General features: G+C 60.7%; 13 protein-coding genes. 10 read left to right on the top strand and 3 right to left on the bottom strand.

From position 1 onward, the window contains the following. Window positions 1-56 precede the first annotated feature (56 nt). Both PF1751_RS27565 and PF1751_RS27560 read left to right on the top strand, forming a co-directional pair. The gene (locus PF1751_RS27565; RefSeq protein ID WP_005792540.1) at window positions 57-302 is read left to right on the top strand and encodes a GlsB/YeaQ/YmgE family stress response membrane protein; all 246 of its coding nucleotides are present in this window, start codon (window positions 57-59) and stop codon (window positions 300-302) included. A gap of 77 nt (window positions 303-379) precedes the next feature. Beyond that, window positions 380-916, top strand: coding sequence for a DUF3299 domain-containing protein (locus PF1751_RS27560; protein WP_010207590.1), 537 nt, complete (start codon window positions 380-382; stop codon window positions 914-916). A 66-nt stretch (window positions 917-982) separates the two neighbouring features. Here PF1751_RS27560 and PF1751_RS27555 read toward each other — a convergent pair whose 3' ends face one another. Next, window positions 983-1,882 (bottom strand): D-hexose-6-phosphate mutarotase, encoded by a 900-nt coding sequence (locus PF1751_RS27555; RefSeq protein ID WP_044288070.1) that lies wholly within the window; start codon window positions 1,880-1,882, stop codon window positions 983-985. A 58-nt stretch (window positions 1,883-1,940) separates the two neighbouring features. Next, window positions 1,941-2,345: an acyl-CoA thioesterase gene (locus tag PF1751_RS27550; RefSeq protein ID WP_003176975.1), complete on the bottom strand. Its 405-nt coding sequence runs from the start codon at window positions 2,343-2,345 to the stop codon at window positions 1,941-1,943. 454 nt (window positions 2,346-2,799) lie between these two features. On the opposite strand from PF1751_RS27550, the gene PF1751_RS27545 reads away from it, so the two are divergent. The 8 genes from PF1751_RS27545 to PF1751_RS27510 all read left to right on the top strand — a co-directional run bounded on the left by PF1751_RS27545 (window position 2,800) and on the right by PF1751_RS27510 (window position 13,112). Continuing rightward, window positions 2,800-4,089, top strand: coding sequence for an MFS transporter (locus tag PF1751_RS27545; RefSeq protein WP_010207587.1), 1,290 nt, complete (start codon window positions 2,800-2,802; stop codon window positions 4,087-4,089). Window positions 4,090-4,268: 179 nt separating this feature from the next. After that, complete coding sequence (locus PF1751_RS27540; RefSeq protein ID WP_010207586.1) at window positions 4,269-5,255, top strand: phosphate ABC transporter substrate-binding protein PstS; 987 nt, start codon at window positions 4,269-4,271, stop codon at window positions 5,253-5,255. 384 nt (window positions 5,256-5,639) lie between these two features. Beyond that, a complete protein-coding gene (locus PF1751_RS27535) occupies window positions 5,640-7,673 on the top strand; it encodes an ABC transporter permease subunit (RefSeq protein ID WP_175439659.1) in 2,034 nt (677 codons plus the stop codon). A gap of 15 nt (window positions 7,674-7,688) precedes the next feature. After that, a complete protein-coding gene (gene pstA / locus PF1751_RS27530; RefSeq protein ID WP_021492577.1) occupies window positions 7,689-9,359 on the top strand; it encodes a phosphate ABC transporter permease PstA in 1,671 nt (556 codons plus the stop codon). A 205-nt stretch (window positions 9,360-9,564) separates the two neighbouring features. Next, complete coding sequence (gene pstB / locus PF1751_RS27525; RefSeq protein ID WP_010207582.1) at window positions 9,565-10,398, top strand: phosphate ABC transporter ATP-binding protein PstB; 834 nt, start codon at window positions 9,565-9,567, stop codon at window positions 10,396-10,398. Window positions 10,399-10,468: 70 nt separating this feature from the next. Continuing rightward, on the top strand, window positions 10,469-11,230 hold the full coding sequence (phoU, locus tag PF1751_RS27520; RefSeq protein ID WP_010207581.1) for a phosphate signaling complex protein PhoU: 762 nt from the start codon (window positions 10,469-10,471) through the stop codon (window positions 11,228-11,230). Window positions 11,231-11,398: 168 nt separating this feature from the next. Next, the gene (locus tag PF1751_RS27515; RefSeq protein WP_038454049.1) at window positions 11,399-12,304 is read left to right on the top strand and encodes a response regulator; all 906 of its coding nucleotides are present in this window, start codon (window positions 11,399-11,401) and stop codon (window positions 12,302-12,304) included. 145 nt (window positions 12,305-12,449) lie between these two features. Continuing rightward, window positions 12,450-13,112: a M23 family metallopeptidase gene (locus tag PF1751_RS27510; RefSeq protein ID WP_010207576.1), complete on the top strand. Its 663-nt coding sequence runs from the start codon at window positions 12,450-12,452 to the stop codon at window positions 13,110-13,112. Between the two features lie 3 nt (window positions 13,113-13,115). Here the strand turns inward: PF1751_RS27510 and PF1751_RS27505 are convergent, their stop codons facing one another. Further along, complete coding sequence (locus PF1751_RS27505) at window positions 13,116-14,456, bottom strand: hemolysin family protein (protein WP_010207573.1); 1,341 nt, start codon at window positions 14,454-14,456, stop codon at window positions 13,116-13,118. Window positions 14,457-14,605 lie beyond the last annotated feature (149 nt).

Below are 14,605 nucleotides of genomic sequence, written 5' to 3'. Positions count from 1 at the left end.
GATGCCAAAGCCTGACTAGGCTTTGGCATAGCTCACTTCAATCAGAGGGAAATGCCATGGGTATCATCGGAACCATTTTTATCGGCTTGATCGTCGGCCTGCTGGCGCGTTTCCTGAAACCAGGCGACGACAGCATGGGGTGGATCATGACCATCCTGTTGGGTATCGCTGGCTCTCTGGCCGCGACCTACGGTGGTCAGGCACTGGGTATCTACCAGGCCGGTCAAGGTGCAGGTTTCATCGGCGCGCTGGTGGGTGCCATTGTGTTGCTGGTGATCTACGGCCTGATCAAAAAGAAGTAATCAGCCGACAAAGTCCTCTGCGCTGCGCAGGCGCAGGGGGCTAGAATGCTCGGCACTTGTACTTGCCGAGCTTCTCCATGCGCCGTCTTCTGTTGACTCTCCTTTTGCTGGGCCCTGGCCTGGCGCACGCCGGTGAACTGCCGGAAACCGACTGGCTCGACCTGATGCCGCTTTCCGACCAGAAAGCCCTCGAAGCCATGCCCGAGATCGATCACAACTCCCCCGAAGCCCAGGGCACCTTCACCGACAAAGGTGGCCTCAAGCAAAGCAAAGGCTTGCCGGCGGTGATGTATTCCACCAAGACCGTGGCCGCCATGAACGGCAAGAACATCCGCATCGGCGGCTACCCGGTGCCGTTGGAAACCGACGCCAAGGGCCGAAGTACTTTGTTCTTCCTTGTACCGTATCCGGGCGCCTGTATCCACGTGCCGCCGCCGCCGCCCAATCAGCTGGTGCTGGTGCGCTATCCCAAGGGGCTGAAGCTGGATGATATCTACACGCCGCTGTGGGTCACGGGCACGCTGAAGGTGGAGAAGGTCAACAATGACCTTGCCGATGCGGCGTATGCGCTGGATGCGGGGAAAGTACGGGTGGTGAAGGAGTCGGATTTATAAGGCGCGGCACATGACCCAATGTGGGAGCGAGCAAGTCTCACCGCCGCTCCCACATTTCGATTGGGCTTACAGGGCTATAGCGGCGATGCTCACGCCCAGCGTATGGCTTTCACCGGGTGCCAGGCTCACCACGTCATCCAGCACATTCGCCGTCTCGATGCACAGCATGCCTGTCCAGCCATCATCGGCCATGTCGTCAAATGCCTTGGCGCGTTCGGTCCACGGGTTCCAGATCACGGTCGACTTTGAGCCTTCGCTGGTGAGCTGGATACGGCGTTGCCAGTCTTTGTCGACGATAGTCAACTGTGACGGCGTATCGAGGTAGATGCGATCGGTCTCGGCGGTGAAGTGCAGCAGGCCGGATTGTGTCTTTTCGGTCCAGCCGTCGGCGGTATCGATATAGGCGCGCCCGTCCAGCCCTTCGACCTGCGCATTGCGCACATCGCTTACGGCGAAGTAGGTGTGCAGCGCCTGGCTGAGGGTCACGTTGTCGGTACCACGGTTGTGGCTGGTCAGGCGGATATGCAGTTGGTCATCCAGCAGCAGGCTCAGTGTCAGGCCGACCTGATGGGGCCAACCAGGAAAGCCGCCTGCCGGCACCGGCAGTACCAGATCCACGCGTAGCGCTTCACCTTCAAGCTCGGTCGCGGCCAATTCCCACAACGCTGTGCGCACGAAACCGTGTGCGCCAGCGGGCTGCTCGCTCTGACGCATCGCTTTCACGCTCTGCGGGTTGCGGTCAAATACGCCAAACCACGGCCAGCACACCGGTACGCCGGTGCGAATGCCCTTGCCCTTTTTGAACACCGCTTCAGGATTCGGCCAGATCAGTGGCTGTTCGCCGTCGCGCCCATAACTGAAGAGATGCGCGCCCTGTTGGGCCACTATCAGTTCGGCACCGTTGTGGCGGATACGCCAGCAATCCAGCTCGTCGATTTTCACGGTTTCAACGTGGGGCGTCGGCATAACAAAGCACTCTTCATGGCAGGCAATGGGGCAATTGACCGTCAAAACCCGGCGAGGTTTAACGTGCGCGCGATGGAACCGAGCGCGTGCGGCCGCTGCCGTCGATGGCGACGAATACAAATACCGCCTCGGTAACCTTGCGCCATTCGCTGGACAGCGGGTCGTCGCTCCACACTTCGACCATCATCTGGATCGAGCTGCGGCCGATTTCCAGGGCCTGGGTATAAAAGGAGAGCTGTGCGCCCACCGCGACCGGCACCAGGAACGCCATGCGATCAATGGCCACAGTGGCGACACGCCCGCCTGCAACCTTGCTGGCCATGGCGGTGCCGGCCAAGTCCATCTGCGCGACCAGCCAGCCGCCGAAGATGTCGCCAAAACCGTTGGTTTCACGCGGGAGCGCGGTGATTTGCAGGGCGAGGTCGCCTTGCGGGATAGGATCTTCTTGTTCGAGTTCGATCATGCCGAGGGCCTCTGACCCGTAACGCTTCATGGGTATTTCAAGTGGATAGCCGTCTTCGAAAAAAACGTTTCAGCACCAACATACACCGCGTGATGCGTTTCTCGTAAGGCGTACTAAAGGGAAACTCTGCCAAATCGGCTGGATGGCGCCCAACGACGTTTTGGCACAGCAGCCCCTCAAGACTGCGGTTCTTGCGCTTGCAAGGGCCGAGTATATCGAGACCCTGGCGCCACGACGACCTCTGGGCGTTCATTTGGTCGGCATTTAGCGGCTGTATCGCGGCTTTTTCCGGCAACTGTGCTTATCGGCGCAAATAAACAGCAGGAAAGGGGAATATTGCGCCCCTATAAATGGTTATTCGCTCAACGCTGTGCTTTTTCTAGCGATTTGCTATCTTGCCAAACCTGCCGCAAGTCCCGCTTGCCATCCTGATTACTATAAGAGAAGCCTTGCTATGTCCTCCGTGCCCGCAAGCAGTGCGCAACCGTCGCGCCCGCTGACCCGCAACGACTACAAAACCCTGTCGCTGTCTGCCTTGGGCGGGGCGCTGGAGTTTTATGATTTCATCATTTTCGTGTTTTTCGCCACCGTGGTCGGAAAACTCTTCTTCCCCGTGGACATGCCTGAATGGCTGCGCATGATGCAGACCTTCGGCATCTTCGCCGCCGGCTACCTGGCACGCCCCCTGGGCGGCATCATCATGGCGCACTTCGGTGACCTGTTGGGTCGCAAGAAGATGTTCACCCTGAGCATCTTCATGATGGCCGTGCCGACCCTGATCATGGGCCTGCTGCCAACCTACGCGCAGATCGGTCTGTGGGCACCGGTGCTGTTGCTGCTGATGCGCATCATCCAGGGCGCCGCGATTGGTGGTGAAGTGCCTGGCGCCTGGGTGTTCGTCTCCGAACACGTACCGCCGCGTCACATCGGCTACGCCTGTGGCACCCTGACCAGCGGCCTCACTGCCGGTATTTTGCTGGGTTCGCTGGTGGCCACTGCGATCAACACGCTCTATAGCCCGGAGCAGGTCTCGGATTTCGCCTGGCGGATCCCGTTCCTGCTCGGCGGCGTGTTCGGCCTGTTGTCGGTGTACCTGCGTCGCTGGCTGCATGAAACGCCGATCTTCGCCGAGATGCAGCAGCGCAAGACCCTGGCCGCCGAGCTGCCATTGCGCGCGGTACTGCGGGATCACCGCGGCGCTATCGTGTTGTCGATGCTGCTGACCTGGCTGCTGTCAGCTGGCGTGGTGGTGGTCATCCTGATGACCCCGACCGTGCTGCAGACCGTCTACCACTTCAGCCCGACCGTGGCGCTGCAGGCCAATAGCCTGGCCATCGTCACCCTGAGCCTGGGCTGCATAGCCTCGGGCGCATTGGCTGACCGCTTCGGTGCCGGCCGCGTGCTGGTTACCGGTTGTGCGCTGTTGCTGGCAACGTCCTGGACGCTGTATCACAGCCTCATGGCCCACCCGGATTGGTTGTTCCCGCTGTACGCCCTGACCGGCCTGTTCGTAGGCACCATCGGCGTGGTGCCGTACGTGATGGTCAAGGCCTTCCCGCCCGTGGTGCGTTTCAGCGGCTTGTCGTTTTCCTACAACGTGGCCTATGCCGTGTTCGGCGGGCTGACGCCGCTGGCAGTGTCGCTGCTGATGAAGGAAAGCCCGATGGGCCCGGCCTACTACGTTGCCGCGCTGTGCTTGATGGGGATGGTGGTGGGTGGGTATCTGTGGAAGCGTTCGCGCTGACGCTTTGACAATGACCGCTCCCGCGCCCTGCGTGGGAGCGATGGCAACGCCTCGCTATGCCCCTTCTCCTTGCCAATAGTGGCCTTTCATCTAACTGTCACATTCCAGACATAGAGTGTTCACACGGCCTCCCGATACTTGGCCCCGATCCAACTATCCCTATCTGCTAGGAGCAAGGCATGAAACTGAAACGTTTGATGGCGGCAATGACTTTTGTCGCTGCTGGCGTTGCGACCGCCAACGCGGTGGCCGCTGGTGTTGATCCGGCAATTCCGGCTTATGTTAAGACCACTGGTGTGTCGGGCAACTTGTCCAGCGTTGGTTCCGATACCCTGGCTAACCTGATGACCCTGTGGGCCGAGGGTTACAAAAAGGAATACCCGAACGTCAACATCCAGATTCAAGCTGCCGGCTCCGCTACCGCGCCACCTGCGCTGACTGAAGGCACCTCCAACCTGGGCCCGATGAGCCGCAAGATGAAGGACACCGAACTGGCGGCCTTCGAGCAGAAGTACGGCTACAAGCCAACCGCTATCCCGGTTGCCGTGGATGCCCTGGCTGTGTTCGTGCACAAGGACAACCCGATCCAGCACCTGACCATGGAACAAGTCGACGCGATCTTCTCCTCGACGCGTCTGTGCGGTGGCAAAGCCGACGTGAAAACCTGGGGTGACCTGGGTGTGACCGGCGACCTGGCCAACAAGCCAGTACAACTGTTCGGTCGTAACTCGGTTTCCGGCACCTACGGCTACTTCAAAGAAGAAGCCCTGTGCAAAGGCGACTACAAGCCAAACGTGAACGAACAACCTGGCTCGGCTTCGGTCGTGCAGTCGATCAGCTCCTCGCTGAACGGCATCGGTTACTCGGGGATTGGCTACAAGACCGCCAGCGTGAAAACCGTGGCCCTGGCCAAGAAAGGCAGCACGGATTTCATCGAAGACAGTGAAGAAAACGCCCTGAACGGCAAATACCCGCTGTCGCGCTTCCTCTACGTTTACGTCAACAAAGCCCCGAACAAGCCTCTGGCCCCGCTGGAAGCTGAGTTCGTGAAGCTGGTTCTGTCCAAACAGGGCCAGGAAGTTGTGGTGAAAGACGGCTACATCCCACTGCCAGCCAAAGTCGCCGCCAAGGCCCTGGCTGAACTGGGTCTGAAAGAAGGCAACTGATTGCCTCTGCGGGGCCGGAGTACCGGCCCCGCATCCGAATTTTCTAGTCCGCTGCCAGCCTTGCTTCGCGGCGGCTTTGTTGCGTCACTGCACTGTCATCTTTCTGTCATACAGGATCGCTAGGGTGTGCGCATGAATGATCTGGCCAATTCCACCATGACGACGACTTCTCCCCCCAAGCGCATTGACTTCAATACGCCTGAGCTGCAACGCAAGCGCCGCATTCGCGCGCTCAAGGATCGCCTGACCCGTTGGTATGTGCTGGTCGGCGGCCTCGCCGTCCTCGGCGCCATTACCCTGATTTTCTTCTTCCTGGCCTATGTCGTCGCGCCGCTGTTCCAAGGCGCCTCCTTGACCAAGGAAGATGCATTGACCCCGGCCTGGATCCAGGACGCGGGCAAGCCGCTGATGATCTCCCTCGAAGAACAGAACCAAGTCGCCATGCGGGTTTCCGACAAGGGCCAGGCGTTGTTCTTTAATGTGGAAACCGGCGCTGAACTCAAGCGCGTCGACCTGCCACTGCCCGCTGGGACCAGCGTTGCCTCTATCGGTGAAGACCAGCCCGGTAGCCCGTTGGTGATCCTGGGTCTGTCCAATGGCCAGTCCATGGTGTTCCGCCACACGTATAAGGTATCCTACCCGGACGGCAAGAAAACCATCACGCCTGCGATCGAATACCCCTACGGTGAAACGCCGATCGTGCTGGATGACGCCGGTCGCCCGCTGGAGCACGTCGCCCTTAACGCCACTGATTCCACCTTGGTGGTTGCAGGTTCCGCCGGTTCGCACTTGAACGTGCTGTCCCTGAGCCGCGAAGAAAACATGATGACCGGCGAAGTCACCAGCGAGCAAAAGCGCATCGAACTGCCGCAGATGACCGAGCCAGTGAAGGCGATCTTCATCGACCCACGCCAGCAATGGTTGTACGTGATCAACGGCCGCGCCCTGGCCGACGTGTTCAGCTTGCGCGACAAGAGCCTCAATGGTCGTTACAAATTGCTCGAAGACGGCAATGCCGAGGTGACCGCCAGCACGCAGCTGGTGGGCGGTATCTCGCTGATCATCGGTAACTCCAAGGGCGGCCTGGCCCAATGGTTCATGGCCCGCGATCCGGATGGCGAGCAGCGCTTCAAACAGATCCGCACCTTCCAGATGGGCACCACGCCTATCGTAGAAATTTCCGCCGAAGAGCGCCGCAAAGGCTTCACCGCCCTCGACGCTTCCGGCCAGTTCGGCGTGTTTCACAGCACCGCGCACCGCACCCTGTTGGTCGACCCTGTAGTCGATGGCCAAGGCGTGTACGGCATGTCGCCACGGGCCAACCGGGTGATCGTTGAAGCCGGCGGCAAGCTGCAACCGTTGATGCTCGATAACCCGCACCCGGAAGTGTCGTGGAGCGCGTTGTGGAGCAAGGTCTGGTACGAGAACTACGACGAGCCTAAATACGTCTGGCAATCGACCGCCGCCAACACCGACTTCGAACCCAAGATGAGCCTGGCCCCGCTGACTTTCGGCACCCTGAAGGCCGCGTTCTACGCCATGCTGCTGGCGGCGCCACTGGCCGTTGCCGCGGCGATCTACACCGCCTACTTCATGGCCCCGAGTTTGCGCCGCAAGGTCAAGCCGGTGATCGAACTGATGGAAGCAATGCCGACGGTGATCCTCGGCTTCTTCGCCGGCCTGTTCCTGGCGCCGTATGTGGAAGGGCATCTACCGGGCATCTTCAGTCTGTTGATGCTGTTGCCGATTGGCATCCTGGTCGCCGGTTTCGTGTTCAGCCGCCTGCCTGAGTCGATCCGCCTGCGGGTGCCCGATGGTTGGGAAAGCGCGATCCTGATCCCGGTGATCCTGTTCATGGGCTGGCTCTCGCTGTACATGAGCCCGTACCTGGAAACCTGGTTCTTTGGCGGCGACATGCGCATGTGGATCTCCCATGACCTGGGCATTACCTACGACCAGCGCAACGCCCTGGTCGTCGGCCTGGCCATGGGTTTCGCGGTGATCCCGAACATCTATTCCATCGCCGAAGACGCCGTATTCAGTGTGCCTCGCGGGCTGACCCTGGGCTCGCTGGCCCTGGGCGCCACGCCGTGGCAGACCATGACGCGCGTGGTGATCCTGACCGCCAGCCCGGGCATCTTCTCGGCGCTGATGATCGGTATGGGGCGTGCTGTCGGCGAGACCATGATCGTGTTGATGGCCACCGGTAACACCCCGGTGATGGAGATGAACCTGTTCGAAGGCCTGCGCACCTTGGCGGCCAACGTCGCGGTGGAAATGCCCGAGTCGGAAGTGGGCGGCAGTCACTACCGCGTGCTGTTCCTCTCGGCGCTGGTGCTGCTGCTGTTCACCTTCATCATGAACACCCTCGCCGAGCTGATCCGTCAGCGTCTGCGCAAGAAATACTCGTCGCTTTAAGAAAGGTAGAAGTCTGTGAAACAGAACTCCCTGAATGGATGGTTCAAGAGCGGCGCCCCCGGCGTCTGGATCAGCGGTGGCGCAGTGTCCATCGCGGTCATCATGACCATTGGTTTGTTGGCCGTGATTGCGGTGCGTGGTTTGGGCCACTTCTGGCCAGCCGACCTGATCCAGGCCAACTACACCGTACCGGGCCAGGCCAACCATATCGTCATCGGCGAAGTGGTGCAGAAAGAAGAAGTACCGCGTGAGCGCCTGAAAAGCGCTGGCCTGCCTGTGCCGGAGCAAGGTCCGGAATTCATGACCCGCGAGCTGATCAAGGTCGGCAACCGCGACCTGAACGGCAACGACTTCACCTGGATCGTCGGCGAGTGGCTCAAGGACCAGACCACGCCTGCGAACCTGATGACCATCGAGCGCCGTGAGTGGGGCAACTTCTACGGCACGCTGGTCAACGTCAAGCAGGATGGCAAGGTCGTCGCCGAAGGCGAAGCCGCGTGGCCGGAACTGCAAGCCCGTGTCGAGCGCGTCAATAAGCTGGCCGCCCAACTCAAGACCCTGGAGAAGTCCGACATTGGCGCGATCAACGCCGGTCTCGAACGCATCCGTCTGCACGGCCGCAAACTGGAACTGGAAGGCAAGCTCGACGCTGCCGCCCAGGCCGACATGGACGCCGACCGCGCCGAGCTGAATGCCCGCTACCAGGACATCGAAGCGCGCCTGGCCGATCTGCATGCCCAGTTCAACCGCGACGCCCTGACCGCCCGTGACGGCAACGGCAAGGAAGTCGAAATCGGCATCGGCAAAGTGGTGCACGCCTACCAGCCGAACGCGATGGGCACGATCACCAAGGTCGGTTTCTACTTCAGCAAGGTCTGGGAATTCCTCAGCGACGACCCACGGGAAGCCAACACCGAAGGCGGGATTTTCCCGGCCATCTTCGGCACCGTGATGATGACCCTGATCATGGCGATGATCGTCACCCCGTTCGGCGTGCTGGCGGCGGTGTACCTGCGTGAATACGCCAAGCAGAACACCCTGACCCGCGTCATCCGTATCGCCGTGAACAACCTGGCTGGTGTGCCGGCCATCGTCTACGGCGTGTTCGGCCTGGGCTTCTTCGTGTATGTCTTGGGCGGCTCGGTCGACCGCCTGTTCTTCGCCGAAGCCCTGCCGGCGCCGACCTTCGGTACGCCGGGTCTGTTGTGGGCCTCGCTGACCCTGGCACTGCTGGCGGTGCCGGTGGTGATCGTAGCCACTGAAGAAGGCCTGGCGCGGATTCCTCGCACCGTACGTGAAGGCTCCCTGGCCCTGGGCGCGACCAAGGCGGAGACGCTGTGGAAGATCGTGCTGCCGATGGCCAGCCCGGCGATGATGACCGGCATGATCCTCGCCGTGGCCCGCGCCGCCGGTGAAGTGGCGCCGCTGATGCTGGTCGGTGTGGTGAAACTGGCGCCGTCGCTGCCGCTGGACGGCAACTACCCGTACCTGCACCTGGACCAGAAGATCATGCACCTGGGCTTCCATATCTATGACGTCGGCTTCCAGAGCCCCAACGTTGAAGCCGCACGACCGCTGGTGTACGCCACCGCGTTGCTGCTGGTGCTGGTGATCGCCACGCTCAACTTGTCGGCGGTGTGGATCCGTAACCACCTGCGCGAAAAATATAAAGCGTTGGACAGCTAATTGAAGTGAGCGCGGACTGAATGGGGGAGCGGGCTTGCTCGCGAAAGCGGTGTATCGGAAACACATGTGCTGACTGACACACCGCTTTCGCGAGCAAGCCCGCTCCCACACCGAACTGCGCCAGACACAGCTTTTTAGTAAGCCGCCAGCCCGATCCAGAAGTCTGCGGTTCAATGAAACGAATTGGTAGCACAGGGAGCATCCCATGCAACAAGACACCCACACCCACGGCATCAACATGTCTGCCCTGGGGCGCGACAAGCAGAGCCTGAGCCTGGCCCAGGAAACCGTGGCCATCGAAGTGCCGGGCCTGAGCCTGTACTACGGTGAAAAACAGGCACTGTTCGACGTCAGCATGAACATCCCCAAGCAGCGCGTGACTGCCTTCATCGGCCCGTCGGGTTGCGGCAAGTCCACACTGCTGCGGACCTTCAACCGCATGAATGACCTGGTGGACGGCTGCCGCGTAGACGGTGCGATCAACCTCTACGGCACCAACATCTACCGCAAGGGCGAAGACGTGGCCGAGCTGCGTCGCCGCGTGGGCATGGTGTTTCAGAAGCCCAACCCGTTCCCCAAGACCATCTACGAAAACGTGGTCTACGGCCTGCGCATCCAGGGCATCAACAAGAAACGCATCCTCGACGAAGCAGTCGAGTGGGCCTTGAAAGGCGCGGCGCTGTGGGACGAAGTCAAAGACCGTCTGCACGAGTCAGCCCTCGGCCTGTCCGGTGGTCAACAGCAGCGTCTGGTGATCGCGCGGACCATCGCCGTTGAGCCGGAAGTGCTCCTGCTCGACGAACCGTGCTCGGCACTCGACCCGATCTCGACGCTGAAAGTCGAAGAGCTGATCTACGAGCTCAAGTCCAAGTTCACTATCGTCATCGTGACCCACAACATGCAACAGGCGGCGCGGGTTTCCGACTACACCGCGTTCATGTACATGGGCAAACTGGTGGAATTCGGCGATACCGATACCCTGTTCACTAATCCGGCGAAGAAGCAGACCGAAGACTACATCACCGGTCGATACGGCTAGAGAGCTGTGGTTCTCATCGCACTGACGCTGCGGTTCTCCGCACCTTACCGGACGCTCCAAGGACGCCAACATGATTAGCAAAGAAGGCCTTACCCACCACATCTCCGCGCAGTTCAACGCCGAGCTTGAGGAAGTGCGCAGTCACCTCCTGGCGATGGGCGGGCTGGTGGAGAAGCAAGTCAACGACGCCGTGACTGCGCTGATCGAGGCCGACTCGGGCCTGGCCCAGCAAGTGCGTGAGATCGATGACCAGATCAACCAGATGGAACGCAACATCGACGAAGAATGCCTGCGCATTCTGGCCCGTCGCCAGCCGGCGGCGTCCGACCTGCGTTTGATCATCAGCATCTCCAAGTCGGTGATCGACCTGGAGCGCATCGGCGATGAAGCCACCAAGATCGCCCGCCGCGCCATCCAGCTCTGCGAAGAAGGCGAAGCGCCACGCGGTTACGTGGAAGTGCGCCACATCGGCGATCAGGTGCGCAACATGGTGCGCGATGCCCTTGACGCCTTTGCCCGCTTCGATGCTGAGCTGGCACTCTCGGTGGCGCAGTACGACAAGATCATCGACCGCGAATACAAGACCGCGCTGCGTGAACTCGCGACTTACATGATGGAAGACCCACGCTCTATCTCGCGGGTCTTGAGCATTATCTGGGTACTGCGTTCTCTGGAGCGCATCGGCGACCACGCACGCAATATCTCGGAACTGGTGATTTACCTGGTGCGCGGGACCGACGTTCGGCACATGGGCCTCAAGCGCATGAAGGCCGAAGTTGAAGGTTCGGCGGATCTTATCCCTAATGTTCCGGGCGAATCTGACGATAAGTAAGGTTGCCCGAGAAATTAACGCCCGGCCTTTGGTCGGGCGTTTTTGTTTGCGGCCACTGAATTTTTTGCACGTTGAGTGAGATAAATTCCCAACGTGACTACAGAGTTTTGGCAAAATGCCACCAGTCAGGCGTGTTGCGTGCCGAAGTGTTAATAGGATGAAGGGTCGATGAGTAAAGTCAGTGTGTTGGTGGTGGATGACGCCTCGTTTATCCGCGACCTGGTGAAGAAGTGCCTGCGCAACTACTTCCCCGGGATCAAGCTTGAAGACGCGGTGAACGGCAAAAAGGCCCAGGCCATCCTGATGCGCGAGAGCTTCGACCTGGTGCTGTGCGACTGGGAAATGCCGGAGATGTCTGGCCTTGAACTGCTGACCTGGTGCCGCGAGCAGCCTCACCTCAAGGCCATGCCGTTCGTGATGGTGACCAGCCGTGGCGACAAGGAAAACGTGGTCCAGGCCATCCAGGCCGGCGTTTCGGGCTATGTCAGCAAGCCGTTCACCAACGAGCAGTTGCTGAACAAGGTCAAGCAAGCCCTGCACAAGATCGGTCGCCTCGACGCGCTGGTCGCCAGTGCACCGACCAAAATGAACTCGGCTTTCGGCAACGATTCACTCAGCGCGCTGACCGGTGGCAAACCGGAAGCCGCACGCGCAGCGCCGGTTGCTGCTGCGCCTGTGCCCAACAAAGGCCTGCTCAACAGCCCACCGGTACAGGCGCCTTCAGCGGCGCCGGCTGGCGGTCGTGGCCAGGGCCAACTGCGCCTGTCCAGCGGCAGCCAGCAATGCGTGATCAAGGCACTGAGCATCAAGGAAGCGCTGCTGGTGGTGCGCCGTGGCGAAGTGTTGCCTCAGGTACTGGAAAGCGCCGTGCTCGACCTGGAGCAGGGTGAGAATGCCGAAGTGGCCCGTCTCAACGGCTACCTGCACGCCATCGTCGCCTTCGAACCCAAGCCTGACAGCGATTGGTTGCAGCTGACCTTCCGGTTTATCGACCAGGACGCGCAGAAGCTCGACTACATCTCTCGCCTGATCGCACGGGGTACGGCGCAGAAGCACTTTGTACCGGGTGCCTGACCTCTTGATACCGGAAATTGACCGATTATCTGACTGTCGGCGTCTGCCTAAATGAACGTGGATATTTGTTTCAGCGGGCTGCCAGTCTAAAGTTGTCATGATCCCTTGTTAGCCTGCCGTTCCGTTATCCCGGCAGGTTCACGCCATGCTCATGCGCTTTTTGCTGTGCTGCGGGCTGGCCACGGTCACCGTGTCGACCCAGGCCATGACCCTCTACAAATCCATCGATGCCAATGGCGTGGTGTTTTTCAGCGATCGCTATACGCCGGGTGCCCAGGCATTCGTGATGCAGGAGCGCAAGCTCGAACGGCCGATACTTGACAGGCCGCCTTCCCGTTACCCACCTCAGGCGCACCGCTATCCCTTGCCTTGGCGTGGCGGACCGTTTCGTATGACCCAAGGCCCCAACGGCACGTTCAGCCATACAGACGCCAAAAGCCGCTACGCCATGGACATCGCCATGCCCGAAGGTACGCCGATCATTGCGGCACGCAGCGGTGTGGTGGTGAAGACCGAAAACGAGCAGGCCGGGCGGGGCAGTGATGCGTCGGGGAATTTCGTGAGGGTGCGCCACGATGATGGCACCGAGGGCGTTTACCTGCACCTCAAGCAAGGTTCGGTCAGTGTCCGGGCTGGGCAGCGTGTGGCGGTGGGGAGCCCGCTGGCGTTGTCGGGTAATACCGGCAACAGCAGCGGGCCGCACCTGCACTTTGTGGTGCAGCGCGCCACCGAGGCGGGGCTGGTGTCGATCCCGTATGAGTTCAACCAGCCGGTGGGTGCATTGCCCAACTTTGCGTTGGGCAATTGAGGGTCAATCCAGCAGAAGTACCTTGGCCAACACGATCTTCGGTCCTTTCATCTTCTTGATGATGATCCGCAAACCTTCCACCTCCAGCACTTCTTCCTCTTCCGGCACGCGCTTGAGGGTGTCGTAGATCAGGCCGGCCAGGGTTTCGGCCTCGATGTGGTCCAGGTCGACACCCAGCAGGCGTTCGACCTTGAACAGCGGGGTGTCACCGCGCACCAGCAGCTTGCCCGGCTGATAAGCCAGGATGCCGCGTTCGGCCTTGCGGTGTTCGTCCTGGATATCGCCCACCAGCACTTCCAGCACGTCCTCCATGGTCAGGTAGCCGATGATCTTGCCGTCGGCCTCTTCCACCAGGGCGAAATGCGCGCCGCCTTTGCGGAACTGCTCCAGCAGCTGCGACAACGGCATGTGTCGCGACACACGCTCCAGCGGGCGGGTCAGCTCAGCCAGGTTGAACGACTCGGGAATGTGGTCCAAGGCTGCCAGTTCCAGCAGCAGGTCCTTGATGTGCAAAAGGCCGACAAACTCGTTGCGCACCGCGTCATACACCGGGTAGCGGCTGAATTTGTGGCGACGGAACAGCGCGAGGATTTCCTTGAGCGGCGCGTTAAAGTCCAAGGTGACCAGGTCTTCCCGGGAATTGGCCCAGTCCACCACTTCCAGCTCGCCCATTTCCACGGCGGAAGCCAGTACACGCATGCCTTGGTCGCTTGGGTCCTGGCCACGGCTGGAGTGCAGGATCAGCTTGAGTTCTTCGCGGCTGTAATGGTGTTCATGGTGCGGGCCAGGCTCGCCTTGGCCGGCAATGCGCAGGATGGCGTTGGCGCTGGCATTGAGCAGGTAGATCGCCGGGTACATGGCCCAGTAGAACAGGTACAGCGGCACCGCCGTCCACAGCGACAGCAGCTCGGGCTTGCGAATCGCCCAGGACTTGGGCGCCAGCTCACCGACCACAATGTGCAGGTAGGAAATCACGAAGAAGGCGGCAAAGAACGACACGCCCTTGATCACTTCCGGCGACTCGACGCCCACGGCGCCCAGCAGCGGTTCGAGGATGTGCGCGAAGGCGGGCTCACCGACCCAACCCAGGCCCAGGGAGGCGAGGGTAATGCCCAGCTGGCAGGCCGACAGGTAGGCATCAAGCTGGCTGTGCACGGTACGCAGGATCTGCCCGCGCCAGCCGTTTTTGTGGGCGATCGCCTCGACCCGGGTGGCGCGCAGTTTGACCATGGCAAATTCCGCCGCAACGAAGAAACCGTTGAGCAGTACCAGGATCAGTGCAAAAAGAATCATGCCGAAGTCGGCGAAGAGTGTAGCGAGGGTGATACCAGGGGAAGGGTCCATGATGGGGTTTTGCAGGTTCCGTGTGTTCAATAAGGGGTGGCAGGTGGGCCTGAAGGGCAGGCGCAAGTCGGCCAATGTAGCGGCTGACGGGGCGCTTGCCTAGTGCCCACTGCCGGGCGGGGCGTGGAATACGCACTTCGACACGCTGG

The sequence above is a fragment of the Pseudomonas simiae genome (assembly GCF_000934565.1).
Taxonomy (GTDB): domain Bacteria; phylum Pseudomonadota; class Gammaproteobacteria; order Pseudomonadales; family Pseudomonadaceae; genus Aquipseudomonas; species Aquipseudomonas simiae.
The sequence above is the reverse complement of the archived record's forward strand: the minus strand, read 5'-3'. Positions and strand labels throughout refer to the sequence as shown.

Coding starts and splice junctions, on each gene's coding strand:
- pstB (WP_010207582.1), top strand. CDS start 9,565: ATGCAACAAGACACCCACACCCACGGCATCAACATGTCTGCCCTGGGG.
- PF1751_RS27540 (WP_010207586.1), top strand. CDS start 4,269: ATGAAACTGAAACGTTTGATGGCGGCAATGACTTTTGTCGCTGCTGGC.
- phoU (WP_010207581.1), top strand. CDS start 10,469: ATGATTAGCAAAGAAGGCCTTACCCACCACATCTCCGCGCAGTTCAAC.
- PF1751_RS27560 (WP_010207590.1), top strand. CDS start 380: ATGCGCCGTCTTCTGTTGACTCTCCTTTTGCTGGGCCCTGGCCTGGCG.
- PF1751_RS27565 (WP_005792540.1), top strand. CDS start 57: ATGGGTATCATCGGAACCATTTTTATCGGCTTGATCGTCGGCCTGCTG.
- PF1751_RS27510 (WP_010207576.1), top strand. CDS start 12,450: ATGCTCATGCGCTTTTTGCTGTGCTGCGGGCTGGCCACGGTCACCGTG.
- PF1751_RS27515 (WP_038454049.1), top strand. CDS start 11,399: ATGAGTAAAGTCAGTGTGTTGGTGGTGGATGACGCCTCGTTTATCCGC.
- PF1751_RS27505 (WP_010207573.1), bottom strand. CDS start 14,456: ATGGACCCTTCCCCTGGTATCACCCTCGCTACACTCTTCGCCGACTTC.
- PF1751_RS27550 (WP_003176975.1), bottom strand. CDS start 2,345: ATGATCGAACTCGAACAAGAAGATCCTATCCCGCAAGGCGACCTCGCC.
- PF1751_RS27555 (WP_044288070.1), bottom strand. CDS start 1,882: ATGCCGACGCCCCACGTTGAAACCGTGAAAATCGACGAGCTGGATTGC.
- PF1751_RS27545 (WP_010207587.1), top strand. CDS start 2,800: ATGTCCTCCGTGCCCGCAAGCAGTGCGCAACCGTCGCGCCCGCTGACC.